The organism is Halomicroarcula saliterrae, assembly GCF_031624395.1.
Lineage (GTDB): Archaea > Halobacteriota > Halobacteria > Halobacteriales > Haloarculaceae > Haloarcula > Haloarcula saliterrae.
Map to the genome: position 1 here is coordinate 18,776 of NZ_JAMQON010000006.1, position 17,559 is coordinate 36,334.

The 17,559-nt window shown below is 68.4% G+C and carries 22 protein-coding genes; 14 read left to right on the plus strand and 8 right to left on the minus strand.

The genetic code is table 11. From position 1 onward, the window contains the following. Window positions 1-151: 151 nt before the first annotated feature. The 8 genes from NDI56_RS18035 to pfkB all read left to right on the plus strand — a co-directional run bounded on the left by NDI56_RS18035 (window position 152) and on the right by pfkB (window position 7,380). Window positions 152-1,297 (plus strand): PTS fructose transporter subunit IIC, encoded by a 1,146-nt coding sequence (locus NDI56_RS18035; protein WP_417936045.1) that lies wholly within the window; start codon window positions 152-154, stop codon window positions 1,295-1,297. 6 nt (window positions 1,298-1,303) lie between these two features. Further along, window positions 1,304-1,777, plus strand: coding sequence for a PTS sugar transporter subunit IIA (locus tag NDI56_RS18040; RefSeq protein WP_310921095.1), 474 nt, complete (start codon window positions 1,304-1,306; stop codon window positions 1,775-1,777). Next, window positions 1,774-2,052 carry an HPr family phosphocarrier protein gene (locus NDI56_RS18045; RefSeq protein WP_310921096.1) on the plus strand — a complete coding sequence of 93 codons (279 nt, stop codon included), beginning with the start codon at window positions 1,774-1,776 and terminating at the stop codon, window positions 2,050-2,052. The genes NDI56_RS18040 and NDI56_RS18045 overlap by 4 nt, the downstream gene beginning before the upstream one ends. A gap of 2 nt (window positions 2,053-2,054) precedes the next feature. Beyond that, window positions 2,055-3,734: a phosphoenolpyruvate--protein phosphotransferase gene (gene ptsP, locus NDI56_RS18050; protein ID WP_310921097.1), complete on the plus strand. Its 1,680-nt coding sequence runs from the start codon at window positions 2,055-2,057 to the stop codon at window positions 3,732-3,734. Further along, the gene (locus NDI56_RS18055; RefSeq protein WP_310921098.1) at window positions 3,731-4,171 is read left to right on the plus strand and encodes a PTS fructose transporter subunit IIB; all 441 of its coding nucleotides are present in this window, start codon (window positions 3,731-3,733) and stop codon (window positions 4,169-4,171) included. Before ptsP ends, NDI56_RS18055 begins: the two co-directional genes overlap by 4 nt. Before the next feature lie 107 nt (window positions 4,172-4,278). Beyond that, window positions 4,279-5,067 (plus strand): class I fructose-bisphosphate aldolase, encoded by a 789-nt coding sequence (locus tag NDI56_RS18060; RefSeq protein WP_310921099.1) that lies wholly within the window; start codon window positions 4,279-4,281, stop codon window positions 5,065-5,067. 4 nt (window positions 5,068-5,071) lie between these two features. Beyond that, entirely contained in the window at window positions 5,072-6,493 is a 1,422-nt protein-coding gene (locus tag NDI56_RS18065) for an aldehyde dehydrogenase family protein (protein WP_310921100.1), read from the plus strand. After that, window positions 6,490-7,380: a 1-phosphofructokinase gene (pfkB, locus tag NDI56_RS18070; protein WP_310921101.1), complete on the plus strand. Its 891-nt coding sequence runs from the start codon at window positions 6,490-6,492 to the stop codon at window positions 7,378-7,380. The genes NDI56_RS18065 and pfkB overlap by 4 nt, the downstream gene beginning before the upstream one ends. A gap of 24 nt (window positions 7,381-7,404) precedes the next feature. Here the strand turns inward: pfkB and NDI56_RS18075 are convergent, their stop codons facing one another. Further along, window positions 7,405-8,598, minus strand: coding sequence for an outer membrane protein assembly factor BamB family protein (locus NDI56_RS18075; RefSeq protein WP_310921102.1), 1,194 nt, complete (start codon window positions 8,596-8,598; stop codon window positions 7,405-7,407). An 85-nt stretch (window positions 8,599-8,683) separates the two neighbouring features. Continuing rightward, window positions 8,684-8,827, minus strand: coding sequence for a hypothetical protein (locus NDI56_RS18080; RefSeq protein ID WP_310921103.1), 144 nt, complete (start codon window positions 8,825-8,827; stop codon window positions 8,684-8,686). A gap of 547 nt (window positions 8,828-9,374) precedes the next feature. Between NDI56_RS18080 and NDI56_RS18085 the strand changes: the two genes are divergently transcribed. Both NDI56_RS18085 and NDI56_RS18090 read left to right on the plus strand, forming a co-directional pair. Further along, window positions 9,375-9,644: a DUF8028 family protein gene (locus NDI56_RS18085; protein ID WP_310921104.1), complete on the plus strand. Its 270-nt coding sequence runs from the start codon at window positions 9,375-9,377 to the stop codon at window positions 9,642-9,644. Next, complete coding sequence (locus NDI56_RS18090) at window positions 9,641-9,820, plus strand: DUF8106 domain-containing protein (protein ID WP_310921105.1); 180 nt, start codon at window positions 9,641-9,643, stop codon at window positions 9,818-9,820. The genes NDI56_RS18085 and NDI56_RS18090 overlap by 4 nt, the downstream gene beginning before the upstream one ends. 8 nt (window positions 9,821-9,828) lie before the next feature. Here NDI56_RS18090 and NDI56_RS18095 read toward each other — a convergent pair whose 3' ends face one another. From NDI56_RS18095 to rdfA, 4 genes are all read right to left on the minus strand, one after another. Beyond that, window positions 9,829-10,638, minus strand: a complete 810-nt coding sequence (locus NDI56_RS18095) for an ABC transporter permease (RefSeq protein ID WP_310921106.1) — start codon at window positions 10,636-10,638, stop codon at window positions 9,829-9,831. Further along, window positions 10,613-11,515 carry an extracellular solute-binding protein gene (locus NDI56_RS18100; RefSeq protein WP_310921107.1) on the minus strand — a complete coding sequence of 301 codons (903 nt, stop codon included), beginning with the start codon at window positions 11,513-11,515 and terminating at the stop codon, window positions 10,613-10,615. The genes NDI56_RS18095 and NDI56_RS18100 overlap by 26 nt, the downstream gene beginning before the upstream one ends. Window positions 11,516-12,144: 629 nt before the next feature. Beyond that, window positions 12,145-14,052 carry an archaea-specific SMC-related protein gene (locus NDI56_RS18105; protein WP_310921108.1) on the minus strand — a complete coding sequence of 636 codons (1,908 nt, stop codon included), beginning with the start codon at window positions 14,050-14,052 and terminating at the stop codon, window positions 12,145-12,147. A gap of 54 nt (window positions 14,053-14,106) precedes the next feature. Then, the gene (gene rdfA / locus NDI56_RS18110) at window positions 14,107-14,727 is read right to left on the minus strand and encodes a rod-determining factor RdfA (protein ID WP_310921109.1); all 621 of its coding nucleotides are present in this window, start codon (window positions 14,725-14,727) and stop codon (window positions 14,107-14,109) included. A gap of 250 nt (window positions 14,728-14,977) precedes the next feature. On the opposite strand from rdfA, the gene NDI56_RS18115 reads away from it, so the two are divergent. Both NDI56_RS18115 and NDI56_RS18120 read left to right on the plus strand, forming a co-directional pair. Further along, complete coding sequence (locus NDI56_RS18115; RefSeq protein WP_310921110.1) at window positions 14,978-15,340, plus strand: hypothetical protein; 363 nt, start codon at window positions 14,978-14,980, stop codon at window positions 15,338-15,340. A gap of 46 nt (window positions 15,341-15,386) precedes the next feature. Next, a complete protein-coding gene (locus NDI56_RS18120; protein ID WP_310921111.1) occupies window positions 15,387-15,737 on the plus strand; it encodes a DUF5789 family protein in 351 nt (116 codons plus the stop codon). 9 nt (window positions 15,738-15,746) lie between these two features. Here the strand turns inward: NDI56_RS18120 and NDI56_RS18125 are convergent, their stop codons facing one another. Beyond that, entirely contained in the window at window positions 15,747-15,902 is a 156-nt protein-coding gene (locus NDI56_RS18125; protein ID WP_310921113.1) for a hypothetical protein, read from the minus strand. A gap of 101 nt (window positions 15,903-16,003) precedes the next feature. On the opposite strand from NDI56_RS18125, the gene NDI56_RS18130 reads away from it, so the two are divergent. Beyond that, a complete protein-coding gene (locus NDI56_RS18130; protein WP_310921114.1) occupies window positions 16,004-16,267 on the plus strand; it encodes a DUF6684 family protein in 264 nt (87 codons plus the stop codon). A 91-nt stretch (window positions 16,268-16,358) separates the two neighbouring features. Next, window positions 16,359-17,159 (plus strand): mechanosensitive ion channel family protein, encoded by an 801-nt coding sequence (locus NDI56_RS18135; protein ID WP_310921115.1) that lies wholly within the window; start codon window positions 16,359-16,361, stop codon window positions 17,157-17,159. 62 nt (window positions 17,160-17,221) lie between these two features. Here NDI56_RS18135 and NDI56_RS18140 read toward each other — a convergent pair whose 3' ends face one another. After that, complete coding sequence (locus tag NDI56_RS18140; protein WP_310921116.1) at window positions 17,222-17,548, minus strand: DUF7344 domain-containing protein; 327 nt, start codon at window positions 17,546-17,548, stop codon at window positions 17,222-17,224. Window positions 17,549-17,559: the final 11 nt, after the last annotated feature.

Sequence of the window (17,559 nt, forward strand, 5' to 3'; positions counted from 1 at the left end):
GACCTATGTTTGTTAGGACAGATGCCGGTCGACCGGGAGAGCAGTCAATAACAATCAAGTAGTACCCGTTATTGCTCAAGAAAAATCGAAATCGTTCACAAACGCGTACCTATATGGTAGATGATGGACGTAGCTGCTGATGTCGCAAACAATGTCAGAGAGCAATAGAATCGAGGGCGCGCTTCGCGCTCACGTCACCTCCGTCAAGGAGGACCTGATGACCGGCGTGTCGTTCATGATCCCGTTCGTCACTATCGGCGGTATCTTCCTCGCCCTCGCGTACGCGGTGGGGGATACTCAGTCAGTCTTCGACAACACCGGCTCGGCCGGCTGGTTCCTGGCCCAGGTCGGTACCGCCGGCCTCACCATCATGGTCCCCATCCTGGGGGCCTATATCGCCTACGCCATCGCCGACCGACCCGGCCTCGCGCCGGGGTTCCTCCTGTCGTACATCATCCAGCAGGGTAACGTCGTCTCCGAGGCCGCCACCGTCATCGGCGTCTCGGGCGGCGAGGCCGGCGCCGGCTACCTGGGCGCCATCGTCGCCGGGTTGCTGGCCGGCTACGTCGCGCGCTGGTTCAAGGGCCTGGACGTGCCGGAGTTCCTGGCCCCGATGATGCCGGTGCTCATCATCCCCATCGCCACGATGGCGGTCCTGACGCCCATCATGCTGTTCGTGCTGGGCGTGCCCGTCGCGCTCGCCAACGCGGCGCTGACCGGGTTCCTGCAGTCGATGCAGGGCGGCCAGGCGATTCTCGTCGGCACGATTCTGGGCGGGATGATGGCCTTCGACATGGGCGGTCCGGTGAACAAGGTGGCCTACGTCTTCTCGACGGGGCTCATCACCGAGGGCATCTACGCGCCGATGGCGGCCGTGATGATCGGCGGGATGGTCCCGCCCATCGGGCTGGCGCTGTCGAACTTCATCTCCCCGCACAAGTACGCGGCCGAGATGTACGAGAACGCAAAGAGCGGCGTCGTGCTGGGCTTTTCCTTCATCACGGAGGGCGCGATTCCCTACGCCGCGGCCGACCCGCTCCGCGTCATCCCCGCCGTGGTGGCCGGCAGCGCCGTCGGCGGGGCCGCCTCGATGGCGATGAACATCACGATGCCCGCCCCCCACGGCGGTGTCTTCGTGATTCCGCTGTCGAACAAGCCGTTCATGTTCCTGGGCTGTATCGTCCTCGGGTCGTTCGTCACCGCCGCGGTCGCGTTGCTCCTGAAACCCGACTTCGAGGACCGCGTCGAGGCCGGCACCGAATCGAGCGCTGGAACCGCACAGCCGAGCGACGACTAACACACAATGACAGACCAGATACCCGACGACATCGACGAACTGATTCCGGCGAGCCACATCTCGCTGTCCGAACCACCCGCACAGAAGGAGGCCTGTATCGAGTCCCTGCTCGACCTGCTGGTCGAATCGGGCCGCGTCGAGGACCGACAGGGAGCCCTCGACGCCTTGCTCGCCCGCGAGGCAGAGACGACGACCGGCGTCGGCATGGGCATCGGTATCCCCCACGCCAAGACAGAGGCGGTCAGCCGGCCGTCGCTGGCGTTTGCGCGCTCGGAGTCGGGCGTCGACTTCGGCTCGATGGACGACCAGCCCGCGACGCTCATCTTCATGATACTCGTCCCGAAGGAGGGCGGGGAAGACCACCTCACGATACTCAGTTCGCTCTCGCGGGCCCTGATGCACGACGACGTGCGCGAGCGGCTGCACGCCGCCGACGACGAGAGCGAGGTGCAGGACACGCTCAGGGAGGCGATTCGATGAGCAAAGAACGCACCGTCGAAATCGTCCCCGAGGCGGGGCTGCACGCCCGCCCCGCGGCGCTGTTCGTCGAGGCCGTCAACGACCACGAGGCCGAAGTCGAGGCCGGACCGCCCGACGGCGACCTCGTCCCCGCCCGGAGCATGATAGCCGTCACGAGCCTCGGGGTCGGACAGGGCGACGAACTCCGGCTCGTCGCCGACGGTCCGGACGCCGGGAGCGTGCTCGACGAACTAGAGCGAATACTCACGACCCCAGAGGACGAACTAGAGGCGTAACCATGGCATCTCGTACACTCCGCGGCACCGGCGCGACGCCCCGCTCTGGACTCGGCACGGTCGTCTGGTACGACCCCGAAATCACGCTGCCCGACGCGGGGGAGTCGGTCGACGTCGACGCCGAACGCGACCGCTTCGCCGACGCCGTCGAGACCGCCCGCGCCGAACTGGAACGCGAGCGCGACGCCACCGCCGAGCGCGTGGGCGAGGACGAGGCCGCCATCTTCGACGCACACATCCAGTTCCTGAAAGACCCGACCATCAAAGACGCCGTCGAGGCGAGCATCGAGGACGGTCGGCCCGCGGCGCTGGCCGTGGACGACGCCTTCGGCGGCCACATCGAGCAGTTCGAGGGGATGGAGGGCCGGATGGCCGAACGCGCCGACGATCTGCGGGACGTGCGTGACCGCCTGCTGCGGCTGCTGACCGGCGGCGAGCGCGTCGACCTCGCCGACCTGCCCGAGGGCAGCGTCGTCCTCGCCGAGCGGCTCACCCCCAGCGACACGGCCCAGCTGGACCCGGAGACGGTTGCCGGCTTCGCGACGGTGACCGGGGGGCGCACCTCGCACGCGGCCATCTTCGCCCGGTCGCTCGCGCTGCCGGCGGTCGTCGGACTGGGCGAGGCCCTGAACGACGTGGAGAAGGGCACCGAAGTCGTCGTCGACGGCGACGCGGGCGAGCTGCTGGTCGACCCCGACGAGGCCGAGCGCGAGGCCGCGCGGGCCGACGACGGTGCCGACGTGGTCGAGGAGTCCGTCGCGACGAGCGACGGCCGGGAGATAGAGGTCGCCGCGAACGTCGGCCGGCCCGAGGAGCTGGAGCCGGCGGCGGCCCGGGGCGCGGACGGCGTCGGGCTCTACCGGACCGAGTTCCTCTTTCTCGACCGACAGTCACCGCCTGAGGAGGACGAACAGTACGAGGCCGTCCGCGACGCGCTGGATACGTTCCCCGAGGGCCGTGTCGTCGTCCGCACGCTCGACATCGGCGGCGACAAGCGGATACCGTATCTGAACCTCCCCGACGAGGAGAACCCGTTCCTCGGCGAGCGGGGCATCCGCCGGTCGCTCGACCCCGACTCGGACCTGTTTGCCACGCAGCTCCGGGCGCTGCTGCGAGCCGCCGCCGACGGCGCGGGCGAGCTCGACGTGATGTTCCCGCTGGTCGCCACGGTCGACGAGCTGGAGGCCGCCATCGCCGCCGTCGACGACGCCGAGGCCGACCTCGACGAGCGGGGCGTCGACTACGAGCGCCCGTCGCTGGGCGTGATGGTCGAGACGCCGAGCGCCGTCTTCATGGCCGACGAGTTCGCAAAGCGGGTCGACTTCCTCTCGATCGGCACGAACGACCTCACGCAGTACGTGATGGCCGCCGACCGGGAGAACGAGCGCGTGGGCCACCTCCACGACCCGACACACCCCGGCGTGGTGCGGGCCATCGCCCGGACCGTCGAGCAGGCCCACGAGCACGACGCCTGGGTCGGGATGTGCGGCGAGATGGCCGGCAACCCCGACGTGACCGAGCTGCTCGTCGGCCTCGGGCTGGACGAGCTCAGCATGAGCGCCGTCACCATCCCCGACGTGAAAGTCGCCGTGAGCGAGACCGAGCACAGCGCCGCACGCGAGCGCGCCGAGAGCGCGCTCCGTGTCGCAACGCGCAGCGAACTACACGAGACAATCCAATGAAATTCGTCGCAGTCACCGCCTGTCCGACCGGTATCGCACACAGTCAGATGGGCGCCGAAAACCTAGAACAGGAAGCCGAAAAACGCGGCCACGACATCGAAGTCGAGATTCAGGGCGCGATGGGCGCTGAGAACGAGCTCACCGCCGACGATATCGCGGCCGCCGACGCCGCCATCATCGCGGCCGACACCTCGGTCAACCGCGACCGCTTCGAGGATACCCCGCTCGTCAAGGGGACTATCAAGGACGCCGTCAACGACGTCGAGGCCCTCATGGACGAGGCCGAGGGCGCCGCCGGCGGCGACGCCGACACCGAAACGACGGTCGGTACTGACGAGGCCGACGACGCGGACCACGACAGCGGCTCTCCGGACGCGCGCCGCGGCGGCGACCGCTCGAAGAGCCTCGTCGCCCGACTGAAGCGCCTGCTGAGCTGAGTTCGCCGCCGAACTTGACGCCCGGTCGTCGCCCGACACGCACAGCCCGCCGACCGCACCCGACAGGCACAGCCCGCTGACCACGCAGACACTCAACACAGACACTAATGCACGATTTCACCGACTCACCGCTCGTTCGCAACGACAAGACGCTGGTACTCGCTCACGACCACGGGCTCGAACACGGGCCGAAACAGTTCGCGGGCGTCGAGGAGCGCCTCGACCCCCGAGAAGTGTTCGAGATGGCGACCCACGACGCCGTCACGGCGCTCGCGGTCGGGAAGGGGCTCGCCGAGACCTACTACCCGAGCTACGAGGACGACGTGAATCTCCTCGCCAAGCTCAACGGCAGCTCCGACCTCTGGATGGGCGACCCCTACTCCCCGAAGAACTGGACAGTCGACTACGCCGCCGAACTGGGCGCCGACGCCATCGGCTACACCATCTACCCGGGCGTCAACCGCGAGACGGACATGTTCGAGGACTTCCGGCCGGTCCAGGAGGCCGCCCGCGACCACGACCTGCCCATCGCGATGTGGTCGTACCCGCGCGGGCAGGCCGTCAAGTCCCACCGCAGCGAGTCCATCATCGCCTACGCCGCCCGGCTCGGCCTCGAACTGGGCGCGGACTTCACGAAGGTCAAGTACCCCCGCAGCAAGGACGCGATGGCCCACGCCGTCGACGCGGCCGCGGACAACCGCGTGCTGCTGTCGGGCGGCTCGAAGACCTCCGACCGCGACTTTCTCGAACTCGTCGCGGACTGTATGGACGTGGGCGTCTCGGGCCTCGCCGTCGGCCGGAACGTCTGGCAGCGCGAGGACCCCGTCGACATCCTCGATAAGCTAGAGGACGTCGTCTTCGAGGAGGCCGCAGTCGACGCGGTGCTGGAGGAGTAACGCCATGGTCTCCGAGCAGACGGGCGCCCACGTCAGCCCGTCCGTGGCCGGCGAGTCCCGGGCCACCGGTGAGGGCGTCGAGGTGACCGACCGCGCCACCGGCGACGTCCTGGCGACGGTCGAGACGGCCGACGACGGGACGCTCTCGGACGCGGTCGAGTCCGCCTCGGCGGTGATGCCGACGCTCCGGGAGACGCCGGCGCTCAGACGGGCGGAGTGGTGTGAAGCTATCGCGACCGGTGTCCGGGAGCGCAGGGCCGAACTCGCTGAGAGCGTCGTCCGCGAATCGGGGACGCCGATAGCGAGCGCGCGGACCGAGGTGGAGAGCGCGGCCGAGCAGTTCGACCGGGTCGCCGGTGAGCTGCGGTCGCTGACCGGCGAGTACCGGACCTGGACGACGGTCGAGCGGACCGGCGACAACTCGCTCGTCAGGGCGGCGCCGCTGGGCGTCGTCCGCTGTCGCCCGGCGGCCCGTGCGCCCCTCGCCACCGCGGCCCTGCAGGTCGCCCCCGCCATCGCGGCCGGCAACAGCGTGCTGTTGAACCCGCCGACCACGGCGTCGGTCACCGTTTCGAAACTCGCCGAGATAGTCGACCCCCACCTCCCGGCGGGGGCGTGCAGCTTCGTCCCCAGCGTCTACGTCGTCGCGAAGGGCAGCGAGACCGCCACAAACGACGTGGCCGCGGTCATCGACTCCCGGTCGACCGCCGCGCCGGGCGCGACCGGCCACCCCGGCGTCACGCGGTTCGATCTGCAGCTGGGCGGGACGGCGACGGCGCTCGTGTTCCCGGACGCCGACCTCGACGCGGCCGCGGCGACCATCGCTGGCGACGGCCCGAGCGGCGTCGACCGGCGACTCGCCGGTGCCAGCCACGTTCTCGTCCACGACTCCGTCCGGGCCGAGCTCGTCGACCGCATCGCCGAGGAGCTGGCGAGCTGGACCGCCGGCGACCTGTTCGACGAGGCCACGTCGGTCGCACCGCTGCGCGACGAGGAGCACGTCCAGCGCCTGACGAGTCGGCTCCGGGACGCCGTGGCGAGGGGCGCGGAGCTGGTCCGGGGCGGCGAGGCCGACGGGCTGACCGTCGAGCCGACGCTGGTCTCGGACGTACCCGCCGACGCGGCGCTGCGCCGCGAGGAACAGCTCGGTCCCGTGGTTCCGGTCACCGCCTTCGGCTCCCAGTCGGACGCCCTGCGTATCGCGGACAGCACCGGCCCCGCACTCGCAGCGACCGTCTTCACCGACAGCCACAGCCGGGCGATGGACGTCGCCGCGGCCATCGACGCCGGGACGGTCCGTGTGCACGGCCCCGACGCGGCCGGCGCGGTCAGCGTCGAGCGCGACCGGCTCGGCGGTATCGGTGGACAGGGCGTCCAGGAGTCAATCACGCGGCTCACGCGGACCAAGCGGGTGGTCCAGCGGTGATTGGGACCGTCACGCTGAACCCAGCGGTCGACCAGACCATGCGGGTCGACGGCCCGCTCGCGCCGGACGAGGTCATCCGCGTCGAGGACGCGCGGTTCGACCCCGGCGGGAAGGGTATCAACGTCTCGAAGTATCTCACCGCGATGGGGACCGAGACCGTGGCGACCGGGGTCCTCGGCGGGTTCGTCGGCCGCCACGTCGCCGAGCGGCTCGAATCGGCCGGTATCGCGACGGCGTTCGTCGACATCGAGGGGGTGACCCGAATGAACACCACCGTCCTCGCGGCGGACGACGAGTACAAGCTCAACCAGGCCGGGCCGCAGGTGTCCCCGGCCGACGTCGACGCCGTCGTCGAGAAGCTCCGGACGCGCTCGCCCGGGACGGTCGTCGTCGCCGGCAGCCTCCCGCCCGGCCTCGACAGCGACGCCATCGACCGGCTCGCGCGGGCCGGCCCGTGGGAGACCGTCGTCGACGTCGACGGCCCCCTCCTCCGGGAGTTAGACGCCGAGTTCGAGCTCTGTAAACCGAACGTCACGGAGCTCGAAGCGGCCACGGGGCGGGAGATAACCGGCGTCGAGTCCGCCATCGAGGCGGCGCGGGAACTCCGCGGTGACCGGTTCGACCGAGTCCTCGCGTCGCTCGGCCCCGAGGGAGCCGTCCTCGTCTCGGCCGACGGGGTCGTCCACGAGCCCGCAATCGACTGTGAGGTCGTCGACACCGTCGGGGCCGGCGACGCCCTGCTCGCCGGGGTGCTGGCGGCCACCGACGCGGGCGCTGACGACGCGGACGCGCTCCACGCCGGCGTCGTCAGCGCCACAGCGGCGGTGTCGACCCAGGGAACGACGCTGCCGAGTCTGCCGGAGCCGACCGCGAGCGGCGTGGACTGAGAACCGGCGGTGTCGAGGGCGACACTACGGCGAGGTCAGCCCGTAGACGCTGCCGTCCGCGCTGGCGGTGAAGACGACGCCGTCCGCGATCGCGGGCGAGGCCTCGACCGACCCGTCGGTCGCGAGCTCCCACTGGACGAGCCCGTCGCCGGTCGAGAGGATGTACAGCGTGTTGTCGTCGCTGCCGACGTAGACGTTGCCGCCGGCGACCGACGGCGGCGACCGGACGGCGCCGTCAGTCTCGAACGTCCACTGCTCGCCGCCGTCGGCCGTCGACAGCGCGCTGACGCTGCCGTCCGTGTTCCCGACGAAGACGGCCTCCTCGGCCACCGCGGGCGAGGCGACGACCTCGCCGCCGCGCTCGCTTCGCCACTGGACGCTCCCGTCGGCCGCCGACAGGGAGAGCACGTCCCCGCCGCTGGTGCCGACGTAGACGGAGCCGCCGGACGCCGCCGGCGAGGCGTCGACCGAGTTCCCGGTGTCGAAGGCCCACTGCTCGGCCCCGTCGGCCGCCGACAGGGCGTACACCGTGTCGTCACCGCTGCCGACGTAGACGGTCCCGTCGGCCACCGCCGGCGTCGTCCGGACCTGCCCGCCGGTCTCGAAGGACCACTGTTCGTCGCCGTTCTCCGCGTCGAGCGCGTACACGCTGTCGTCGCTGCTCCCGACGTACACGGTGTCGTCGACGACCGTCGGGGCGGCGGCGAACGGGTAGCCGCTCACCAGCGGGTTCCCCGACGCGCCGGCCTCGAACTTCCACTCCAGCTCGCCGCTGCCGGTCGAGAGCGCGTAGAGGTAGCCGTCGTAGCTCCCGACGTAGACGGTCCCGTCGGCCACCGTCGGCGAGGACCGGACGAGGTCGTCGGTCGTGAAGCGCCACTGTTCGGCGCCCGTGACGGCCGAGAGGCAGTAGACGTTCGCGTCGTTGCTGCCGACGTAGAGGCTCCCGTCGACGACCGTCGGGGAGCTAAACACCTGTTTCCCGGTGGGGAACTGCCACTGGACGATGACGTTCGTCGTCGGCCCCGTCTCCTGGGGCGCCGAGCCGGTGTTTGCGGCGTCGTATCCGAACGTCGCCCAGCGACCGATATCGGCGGGGATGGAGGGGTCACCGGTGGGGGTTCGGTTGTCTGAGTCGTTGGAACAGCCGGCTATCCCGACCGCTCCAGCCACCCCCAGCGTCGCGAGATACCGTCGCCGCGTCTGTCGCCCGGACATGGGGCCCTCTTCCGAGTGGGCCGAAATAAATCCATCCAATACGGTGCGAGAGGCCACCGCAGCGGCGCAGAACTCCCACAGCTCGTTATTCCACCGCGTAGCTCGCGATGTTGCGAGCCCCACAGGCCGGGCAGCTGTCGGTGCTCTCCTCGACGGTCCGCCCGCATTGCCGGCACTCGTGGACGACAGTCGGTGTGCGGGGCAACAGCGAGCGGAGCCGCTCAATCATCGGCACTGTCGAGGGCTGTCAGGTGGACAGGTCGGTTTGTTCGGGACATTGTCGGGCGTGTTACGTACCGTAGGCTCGTCCCCATCTATAATAGTTAGTCGGTAGTACAAGGAACGTATTCGACTGTAGTAACTGCATACTCTAAAGTTAACCTCTACGTAGTTGGAATGTAGACGGTCGCAAATTGGTTTTACGATTGAATGGAAGCGGAGCCTGTCTGACTGGTTCTCGTGTGGGACGTGGCTCCACAACCCGTGCCGTTGTCGGCTCGGAGGCCGGCATTTCTCGTCAGTTAGTCGTCGTGCTGGCGGTCGTCCTGCGCCGGGGCGACGGGAACCGCCTCGGTGACGCGGACGCAAAACCGCATGTCGTTGACCGTTAGGGAGTGGAAGTTACGGCCTCAGAGACGGTTTTAAAATTTCTCGACGGTTCTCGAAGAGTTTCAGCGCGCGAAAAGTTGCAGTAAAATGGGGTGAAAGACGCTGTATCGGGTGAACAAACGCGAATCCGTGCTAGGGGTCTGCCGTTTATATGGGGGTGGGGGAACATGGGTAGAACAAGCGATCCACCCATGTCCACGCTCGACCCCTCCAACCCCCGATTGCCCGCCCGCAAGAGCCACGTCACGGCAGTGATCGACCGCTGCCGGACGGCGCTCTGTGGCGCGGCCTTCTGGGCGAGTATCCCGCTTCCCCTGGTCATCGCCGCCGCGCTGGTGTCCGGTGCGGTCACCGCAGCGCCGCTGCTGGTCGTCGGACTCGTCCTCCTGAACGTCTGCTGTGCCGCCCTCGGCCACACCTACTCCCCCAAGAGATGACCCTCAAACACCCGCCCACGTCCGAGCAACGCCCCGCCAAGGCCCGGCTGTTCTGCCCGACCTGTGACCACGAGAGCCCCCTCGACGGCGACTGGATCGGCGACGACACCACCCCGCGCCGCCGGCTGCTCTGTCCCCGATGTGGGGACTGCGTCGTCGACCAGCCGCGCGTCTGAGCCGGCCGTCACTCCAGTGGGTTCGTCCCCAGCGCGTTGAGCACGACGAGCGTCGCCACGGCGACGCCGACGAGGATGACCGCCACCGTGAACGCGTTCTCCACCCCGAGCGACTGGAAGGAGACCCATATCTGGACCGGCAGCGTCCGCGGGTAGAACGCGAGCATGATCGTCGCACCGAACTCCCCGATGGCGCGGGCGAACGCGAGCGTGATGCCGGCCAGGATGCCCGGCCAGGCCAGCGGCAGCGTCACCCGCCGGAAGGTCGCGAGTCGGTCCTGTCCGAGCGTGCGCGCGGCGTCTTCGAGGCTGCGGTCGACGCTCTCGAAGGCCGCTTTGGCCGTGATAACGACGAACGGTGAGGCGACAAACGTCTGCGCGAGGACGACGCCGACGAGCGAGCCGGTCAACCGAAGGCCGTTCGCGGCCGCGAGCTGACCGAGCAGTGTCCCCCGCCCGACGACCGTCAGCAACAGCATCCCGCTGACGACCGGTGGCAGGACGAGCGGGAGGACGACCAGCGAGGTCAGGACTGTCTGCAGCAGGCCCTCCGTGCGGGCCAGCCAGTACGCGAGTCCGAGCCCGAAGACGGTGGCTAACGCCGTGCTGAGCAGCGAGGTAGTCAGCGACGTCGCCGCCGCGGAGCGGACGGTCGGTGACCCCAGCCGCCGGACGACGGTTCCCGGTGGCTGGCTGAGGACCAGCGAGAGCAGCGGCACGAGGTAGTAACACAGGAGCAAGCCGCCGAGGACGAACGACACGGAGAGCCAGTCGAACCGCCCGACGACCGCCTCAGTTCGTGATCGATTCCGGGACATTGCCAGTGTAGCGGGGGTAGTCGTCGGGGACGGTAAAGCCGAACTCGGTCAGGTACTCGCCCGTGATGTGCGCCTCGAAGACCTCGCGGGTCCGCTGTGACTCGTGTCGCAGCGTCGAGCCGTAGCTGATGACGTCGCCCGAGACGACGGTCCCGTCGGGCAGTTCGTAGCTGGTCGCCCCGTAACGTTCGGTCAGTGTGGGGTCGCTCAGGTCGATTTCGGCCGGGAGGTCCACGTAGTCGTAGCCCCGTTCCGTGGCCATGTTGCGGTACACGACGGCGGCGTCGATAGCGCCGGTCTCGAACTGGCTGACGAGCTGGGTCTCCGGGTAGCGCTGGTCGGGCCCCGGGATGGCCTCCCTGAGGTCCAAGTCCGTTCCGTAGTAGTCGGTCGCCAGGTCGAGACAGAACAGCGTCCGGTAGCCAAGCGGGTCCAGGTCCGGGTCGGTCCGGCCCAGCGAGGTGTCGTCCTCCAGCAGCACGTCGTACCACGGCGCACCGTTCGCGAGTCGCTCCCCGGCCGCAGTCTCGGGGTTGTAGACGACGACCAACGCGTTCGTGGCGAACTCGGCGACCCACTCGGCCGAGAGCAGCGCGTCGAACAGGGCAACGTCCGCGAGGGAGACGATGTCGGGGTCTTTCCGCCCGTCGGCGACCAGTCGGGCCACCACGGCGGAGCCGTACGCCTCCGGCTGGAGGCGCGCGTCGACCGCCGACCGGAGGCCGTTTTCGACGGCGTTGTTCAGACTCCCCGCGACGAGCAGCGAAACTGACGGGGAGCCTCCGAGAACGCCCGCACAGCCGCTCAGGCCACAGAGAGCAGTGGGCACCGCGGCGAGGAGCGCGCGGCGGCCGGTCGGCGAGTCACCCACAGTCATGCACGTAATTTTCTATCTTTGACCTATAAGCCTGTCTCAAATAACGTACTGTGGTCGTGTGCCGGGCGAACACGACCACGTCACCGGACGGTGGGCGGGCGACAGGTGCTCCGCCCGGCCGACCCGTCGGTGGAGAGGCGCGATAAGAGTGGTTAGCCAGCGGTGACGACAGCCCAAATATATATATTCTAATATTTCAACTGAGTCCTGAACGTACCGGAGCGTACGCTTCGAGCGACTGTACTCGTCCGCACCGAGTTCGGGCACACGCTCGTTCCGAGCGCCGAGGTCCGGCCGAGACACTAGCTCGCGTCGCTCGAACGAACGGGACAGCTCCCCGAGCGAATCCCAGTTGATGACGTCGGCAGCAGTTATCTGCTCGGAAGTCACACCCGTCTTTGCGCTGCCACCTATTTGAATCGGGGGTACACCGTTCCCTGGGTTACGGTGGCACAAGCGACGACCTGTTGGCGAGTCCGACCGCCGTCTCGGTTCGAATCGACCGGGCGGATTGCAGCGAAGGACAGATTCTCTAGATATACGTTAGTCTGATATCTCTCCCGATAGGCCGAGCGTACCGTCGCGTTCGACGGATGCCAGAGTGCGTCTCACGGGGCGTCGGCTGCCGGTCAGGCGGGAGCCTGACCCATCCGGATGCGCTCGTACTCGCCCGGGAGCGCCTGCGCGTCTTCCGGCAGGAGCGCAACGACGAGATGTGGGACGAACGCCGCGAAATACTCGACCAGAGCGGCGATGCGGTCGGCGTCGATGGCCTCCAGCGAGTCCAGCAGCATGAACGGCACCGTCTCGTGGACGTCGTGGACGAGATAGCCCGCCAGAGCGACGACCAGCCCGATGACTTCGCGCTCGGACTCGGAGAGGTGGTCGACGGTGTCCTCGTAGACGACCTCCGCCTCGGTCGCTCTGACGACGTGGAGGCGGAACTCGCTGTCAGCGTCGTCGTCGTCCCGGACCGCCCGCTCGATCCACACCCGTTCGACGTTCTCGTACCCCAACGTGGCCCGCACCGTCTCCATGTGGTCGTTGAACGTCTCGACGGCCGACCGTTCCAGTTCCTCGATGCGGGTGCGGGCGGCCGCCAGCTCCGCCTCGCGCTCGTCGAGGCGCGATTCGATCTCCTCGATTCGGGATTCGGCCTCGCGCACGTCGTCGAGTTCGGCCTCGACTGACTCGATCTGCTCTTCGAGCTGGCCCCGTTCGTAGGCCAGTTCCGAGCGGCGCTGGTACTGCTCCAGCAGGTCGCTGTCGCGGAGTTCGTCGGACGCCTCCGCCTCGGCTTCGAGCTCGTCGATGCGGGACTGGAGCGTCTCGGTGCGGGCCTCTAGCTCCTCGACAGTCGCCTCGCGCTCCTCGATTTCCGCCTCGATGTCGCCCACCTCGGCTTCCAGCGCCTGCCGCCGGTCGACTACCTCTCGGACGTCGGCCAGGTCCGCTCGCCGGTCCTCCCGCTTCGAGCGGAGTTCGTTCCGTTCGGTCCGCTTCTCGTCGATGACGTCTCTGAGGTCGTCGAGGCGCTCGTCGATGGCCCCCCGCTCGACAGTCGTCCCACAGGTCCAGCACTCGACGGTCTCCCCCGTCGGGTCGAGCGCGTCGGTGACCTCGCCGTCGCCACCGGCCGGTAGCTCCCCCCGGTCGGTCAGTCGCTCGTTGAACTCGACGATGGAGAGGAGGCTGTTGACCGTGGTCTCTATGTCGCGTTCGCGCCGCTTCAGGCGCTCTATCTCGGCTTCGAGGCGACTCCGGTCGACGTCGGGGACCGCGAGGTCGTCCAGTTCGGCCCGCACCTCGTCGCGTTCCGCACGCAGGGAGGCGAGCGCGTCCCGCTGTGTCTCCAGCTGGTTGCGGACGCGCTCGTACGTCTCGCGGGCGTCTCGCAAGTCGTCGACAACCGCCTGGGCCGCCTCCGCGTCGTCGACGTCCGCCTCGAAGGCGGCGACCGACCCGCGGACGGCCTCCAGTGACTCGCGCACCTCGGCGAGTGCCGCCCGGTGGTCGGCCAGCCGGGCTTCGAGCTCCGGCTTCCGCTCGCGCTGGCGCTCGGCGGCCGCACGCTCCTCCCGGAGCGACTCGATGGTCGCCCGGGTCCGCCGAATCCTCGCCTCCAGCGCGTCGGTGTCGACGGGCGCCATGATGTACGAGCGAAGCGCCTCGGCGTCGCCCCGCGCGACCGCCCGCCGGGCGGGGTTGTTAGCCAGCAGGCAGGCGTACTGGTCGACGAGCGTCGACGACGTCGTGTAGGGGTCGCCGTCGACGCGGACCCGCCCGCCGTCGCGCTCGAAGGTGCGCGTGTACCGCGACCCGTCGACCGAGAGCGTCACCGACCCCGCGTCGGCGTCGGCTTTGAGCGCACCCGTCGACCCTCCGAGGGCGGCGCCGATGGCCCGTAGCAGAGACGTTCGGTTGGTGGCGTTCCGGCCCGTCAGCACGGAGACGCCGTCGGCCAGCGACACCGTCGAAGAGTCGATACCGCCGAGATTCTCGACGGCGACCGTCATGGTTCCGTCTCGCTCCGTCATTATTCAACCCGTTCCCCGCGAGGACGTAACTCGGTATCGGTCCCGCAGCCGGTCTCAACCATCGGTGTCACAGTCGCAGCCGCCACGTTCGAGAAACGTCTCGACGGGGTAGCTGGCCCCGCAGTCGGCACAGGAGACCCGGATGACGTGGGTCACGTCGACGGAGCCGCTGTGGAACCCGTCGGTGTCACGGAGCCGTTCGATGGTCCGCTCGACGATGCCGCTGCTCCGGGACCGGGCCCACTCGATGGTCCCTTCGGCGTCCTCGACGGAGAGCGAGCGCTCCCGGGTGGTGTCGACGTCGAGACAGCTTCGGAGGTGCGTGCGGACTGTCTGGTAGGAGACGAAGTCCCCGCGGAGTTCGTCGGGGTCGACGCCGGTCCGCGACAGCCAGGCCTCCGTCTCCGTCCGGACGCCCGCGCTCGTGTCGTCGTCGGTGAGTTTCCGGTAGATGGCCGACACGTCACGCACGTAGTCGATGTCGGCCCCTCGCAGCGCCGCCCGCAGAACGGCCTCGTTGACGACGGTTTCGAGACGGCGGAGGCTCGCGCCGTCCTCGCGGTCCGTCAGCAGCCGGTCGTCGAGTCCCTCGATGCCGTACGTCTCCGCCGTCCGGCCGATTTTACAGGAACAGGCCGACTGCCGAGGGACCGCCACCCGGTCCGCGTCGCTCATCGGCGGCCGGGAGCGGTCGCGTACTCGTGGTCCACGCTATATTGCATCACGCCAACACGTTACTGCTAATGCCTACTTATGTGTTGTGCTGCCCGCAACTGGCCGCCTGACGGGTTCACGGCCGGCGGTAGGAAACGCCTACTCGGTTTCCGGCCGACATCGAGGCGGCTCGGTCGGCCGCCGAGGGCGTTCGCCGCCTTGTAAATACAGGCCAAATCGCTTCGGGCGTCGCTCGCCTCTGGCCGACTGTATGAACGCATCACTGCGGACGGATTCGGCGGTCGAGCGCGGCCAGTGGCTCGTGAGGGAGCTGCTGCAGGAACCGGTCAGGGAGGCCGTCCGCGAGGCCCTCGAAGCGGAGTCTGCTTCCGTCGCGCGCGAGGAGACGGAGGACGACCACGGCGAGGAGCGGCGACAGACAGACGACGGCGGCCGGTCGAAACTGTGGCTGTTCGTCGGCCTGCTCGCGGCGGTCGCCGTCGCGTACGCGCTCCAGCGACGCTGGGGTGAGGAGGCCGGCAGCGACTCCGTGAGGCGGCCGAGCGACGTGGACGAGCAGACTGCAGCGGGCGACCGGGTCGAGGAAGAGGCCCCGGTACGGGGCGAGAACTGAGTGTGCCTGCACAACACCCATTGGGCTGGTGACAGTACTGCGCCGTATGACGAACGACCAGACAGGCGGCGACTCGCGTGAACAGGGCGTCGAGTTCGGCGGGCTGATGGACCAGCTACGTGACCACGACTATCCGACGACGCTGGAGCAGTTGCTCGAAGAGTACGGCCAGGCGGAGCTGGAGCTGGCCGACGGCTCCGAGACGCTCGATAGCGTCCTCTCCGAACAGTCCGAGAGCAGCGGCGAAGTCCGGTACGAATCGGCCGAGGAGGTCCACCAGTCCGTTCTCAATATGGTCGGTGACCGAGCCGTCGGCCGCGCCGACTACAGCGACCGCGGGGGGTCGCTGCAGGACGAGGTCGAGGAGGGCGAGACTGACGGCGACCAGTCGCTGTAGGGGGCCACGTCACGGCGCGGCGAGCCAGATGAGCCGAGTCGGGTCCGGGAGATAGCCCAGAATGGCGAAGACGAGGTAGACGCCCGAGACGAGCGCCAGCACGAGGATGAGGGTGATGAGATACCAGTACGCGCCCTCGACGCTCGCCAGTGGGGGAACCTCCATATCGGAGCATCGACCGGCCCCCCGAAAAGCGTTCGGCAGATGCGTCCCCGGCGGAGCTATCAGTGAAGAAGACTTTTCGCCGGGGGACCCGTAGAATCTGTATGGCCGACGAACCCGTCACTGCCGAGAGCTCCGACCAGCGGGACTGGGCCACGTTCGACACCTTACTCGACGTGACTGTCAACATCATCCCGATGGGGATACTGCTGTTTTTCGTCGGGCTGTACGCCGTGATTCGCCCCTGGAACTGGGACCCCGGGATGTTCGTGTTGATGCACTTCCTGACGCTGTTTCCGCTGCTCTTGCTCGCCGTGTTGACCTACGTCTCGGCGCGGGCGATCGCGAGCGACGAGCGAGGTATCTGACCCCCACCGCAGCGACAACTGCGGTGTCACCGTCTGCCTTGCGTCTGCAAACTCACCCGTTTAGCCGCCGGCGCGACAACGTCCATCGCAGATGACAGTATCAACGTCACAGGTACTCCAGTTAGAGATACCAGAGTTCCTCGAACAGACGGTCGCACAGTTCGTCGGCTTCCTCCCGCGGCTCGCCGCGGCGGTGGTCATCCTCCTCATCGGGTGGGTGCTCGGCGTCGCAGCGGCGAAGCTCGTGAGCGGACTCACGGACAGAATCGAACTCGACAGAATGGTCCTCGAAACACCTCTCGGCCGGCTGATGGGCGGCTCCGAGAGCGCGGTCTCGCGGACCTTCGGCGTGATAACCAAGTGGTTCGTCTACGCCATCGCCATCCTCGCGGCCGCCAACGTCCTGGCCATCCAGACGCTCTCGGCGTGGATTCAGACGGTCGTCTCCTACATCCCGGCCTTCATCGCCGGTCTGGCGGTCATCATCGGCGGCTTCGTCGTCGCGGATTTCATCGGCGACGCCATCATGCGGACCCGGGCGGCCACCCAGACGGACTACACGACGTGGTTCGCGACCGGGACCCGGATGTTCCTCTACTTTACGGCCATCGTCATCGGCCTCGACACGATGGGCATCGACGTGGCTATCCTCTACCTGTTCGCCCGGGCGCTGGCCTGGGGGCTCGCCGCGGCCATCGCGCTCGGCGTCGGTATCGCCGTCGGCTGGGGCGCGCACAACTACGTCTCCAACAACATCGACCAGTGGATGGGGAACGTCTCCTCGGCGGCCCCGGAGCCACAGCAACAGCAGACCGACGGCGGTGAGCCGGCCAGCGGACGGCGAGCCTCGTCGAACCAGCAGTCCGACGGTGGCACGGGGACCGACGACTGAGAGGTCTCGGCGGCGGGCTGTGAGAGCCCGTCGAAAACCGCGACTGTTGCGAGGAGCGAGGGTTACCAGGACTCTGCCAGGGCCGTCGCGGTGCCCCGAGCGCCGAGCCTGATCTGTTTCGTCCGGGAATCGTAGTCGATGACTCCCGCGTCGTCCAGCATCGGGAGGTGGACGTGGTGGAGGCGACAGCGGAGGTTCTGTCGGTAGCCGGCGTCCGGCACAGCCTCCCGCTGCGCCATCCCGTCGAGGGTAGTCGCCAGTTCGTCCAGTGTCGTCTCGTTCCCGCAGGGGACCACCCGCAGCGACGCGATGACGAACCGACGCTGGTCGTCGGCCAGGAGTCTGTGGCGTGCCGTCTCGTCGAGGTGGGAAATGTCTGGTGAGTTCATAGGTTCTGTCG

Excerpts from the sequence above, each read along its gene's own strand:
- rdfA (WP_310921109.1), bottom strand. The coding sequence starts at position 14,727 with ATGAGCGACGCGGACCGGGTGGCGGTCCCTCGGCAGTCGGCCTGTTCC.
- NDI56_RS18060 (WP_310921099.1), top strand. The coding sequence starts at position 4,279 with ATGCACGATTTCACCGACTCACCGCTCGTTCGCAACGACAAGACGCTG.
- NDI56_RS18115 (WP_310921110.1), top strand. The coding sequence starts at position 14,978 with ATGAACGCATCACTGCGGACGGATTCGGCGGTCGAGCGCGGCCAGTGG.
- NDI56_RS18035 (WP_417936045.1), top strand. The coding sequence starts at position 152 with ATGTCAGAGAGCAATAGAATCGAGGGCGCGCTTCGCGCTCACGTCACC.
- NDI56_RS18120 (WP_310921111.1), top strand. The coding sequence starts at position 15,387 with ATGACGAACGACCAGACAGGCGGCGACTCGCGTGAACAGGGCGTCGAG.
- NDI56_RS18090 (WP_310921105.1), top strand. The coding sequence starts at position 9,641 with ATGACCCTCAAACACCCGCCCACGTCCGAGCAACGCCCCGCCAAGGCC.
- NDI56_RS18095 (WP_310921106.1), bottom strand. The coding sequence starts at position 10,638 with ATGTCCCGGAATCGATCACGAACTGAGGCGGTCGTCGGGCGGTTCGAC.
- NDI56_RS18075 (WP_310921102.1), bottom strand. The coding sequence starts at position 8,598 with ATGTCCGGGCGACAGACGCGGCGACGGTATCTCGCGACGCTGGGGGTG.
- NDI56_RS18040 (WP_310921095.1), top strand. The coding sequence starts at position 1,304 with ATGACAGACCAGATACCCGACGACATCGACGAACTGATTCCGGCGAGC.
- NDI56_RS18135 (WP_310921115.1), top strand. The coding sequence starts at position 16,359 with ATGACAGTATCAACGTCACAGGTACTCCAGTTAGAGATACCAGAGTTC.
- NDI56_RS18130 (WP_310921114.1), top strand. The coding sequence starts at position 16,004 with ATGGCCGACGAACCCGTCACTGCCGAGAGCTCCGACCAGCGGGACTGG.
- NDI56_RS18140 (WP_310921116.1), bottom strand. The coding sequence starts at position 17,548 with ATGAACTCACCAGACATTTCCCACCTCGACGAGACGGCACGCCACAGA.
- ptsP (WP_310921097.1), top strand. The coding sequence starts at position 2,055 with ATGGCATCTCGTACACTCCGCGGCACCGGCGCGACGCCCCGCTCTGGA.
- NDI56_RS18045 (WP_310921096.1), top strand. The coding sequence starts at position 1,774 with ATGAGCAAAGAACGCACCGTCGAAATCGTCCCCGAGGCGGGGCTGCAC.
- NDI56_RS18085 (WP_310921104.1), top strand. The coding sequence starts at position 9,375 with ATGGGTAGAACAAGCGATCCACCCATGTCCACGCTCGACCCCTCCAAC.
- NDI56_RS18080 (WP_310921103.1), bottom strand. The coding sequence starts at position 8,827 with ATGATTGAGCGGCTCCGCTCGCTGTTGCCCCGCACACCGACTGTCGTC.
- NDI56_RS18125 (WP_310921113.1), bottom strand. The coding sequence starts at position 15,902 with ATGGAGGTTCCCCCACTGGCGAGCGTCGAGGGCGCGTACTGGTATCTC.
- NDI56_RS18100 (WP_310921107.1), bottom strand. The coding sequence starts at position 11,515 with ATGACTGTGGGTGACTCGCCGACCGGCCGCCGCGCGCTCCTCGCCGCG.
- NDI56_RS18055 (WP_310921098.1), top strand. The coding sequence starts at position 3,731 with ATGAAATTCGTCGCAGTCACCGCCTGTCCGACCGGTATCGCACACAGT.
- NDI56_RS18105 (WP_310921108.1), bottom strand. The coding sequence starts at position 14,052 with ATGACGGAGCGAGACGGAACCATGACGGTCGCCGTCGAGAATCTCGGC.
- NDI56_RS18065 (WP_310921100.1), top strand. The coding sequence starts at position 5,072 with ATGGTCTCCGAGCAGACGGGCGCCCACGTCAGCCCGTCCGTGGCCGGC.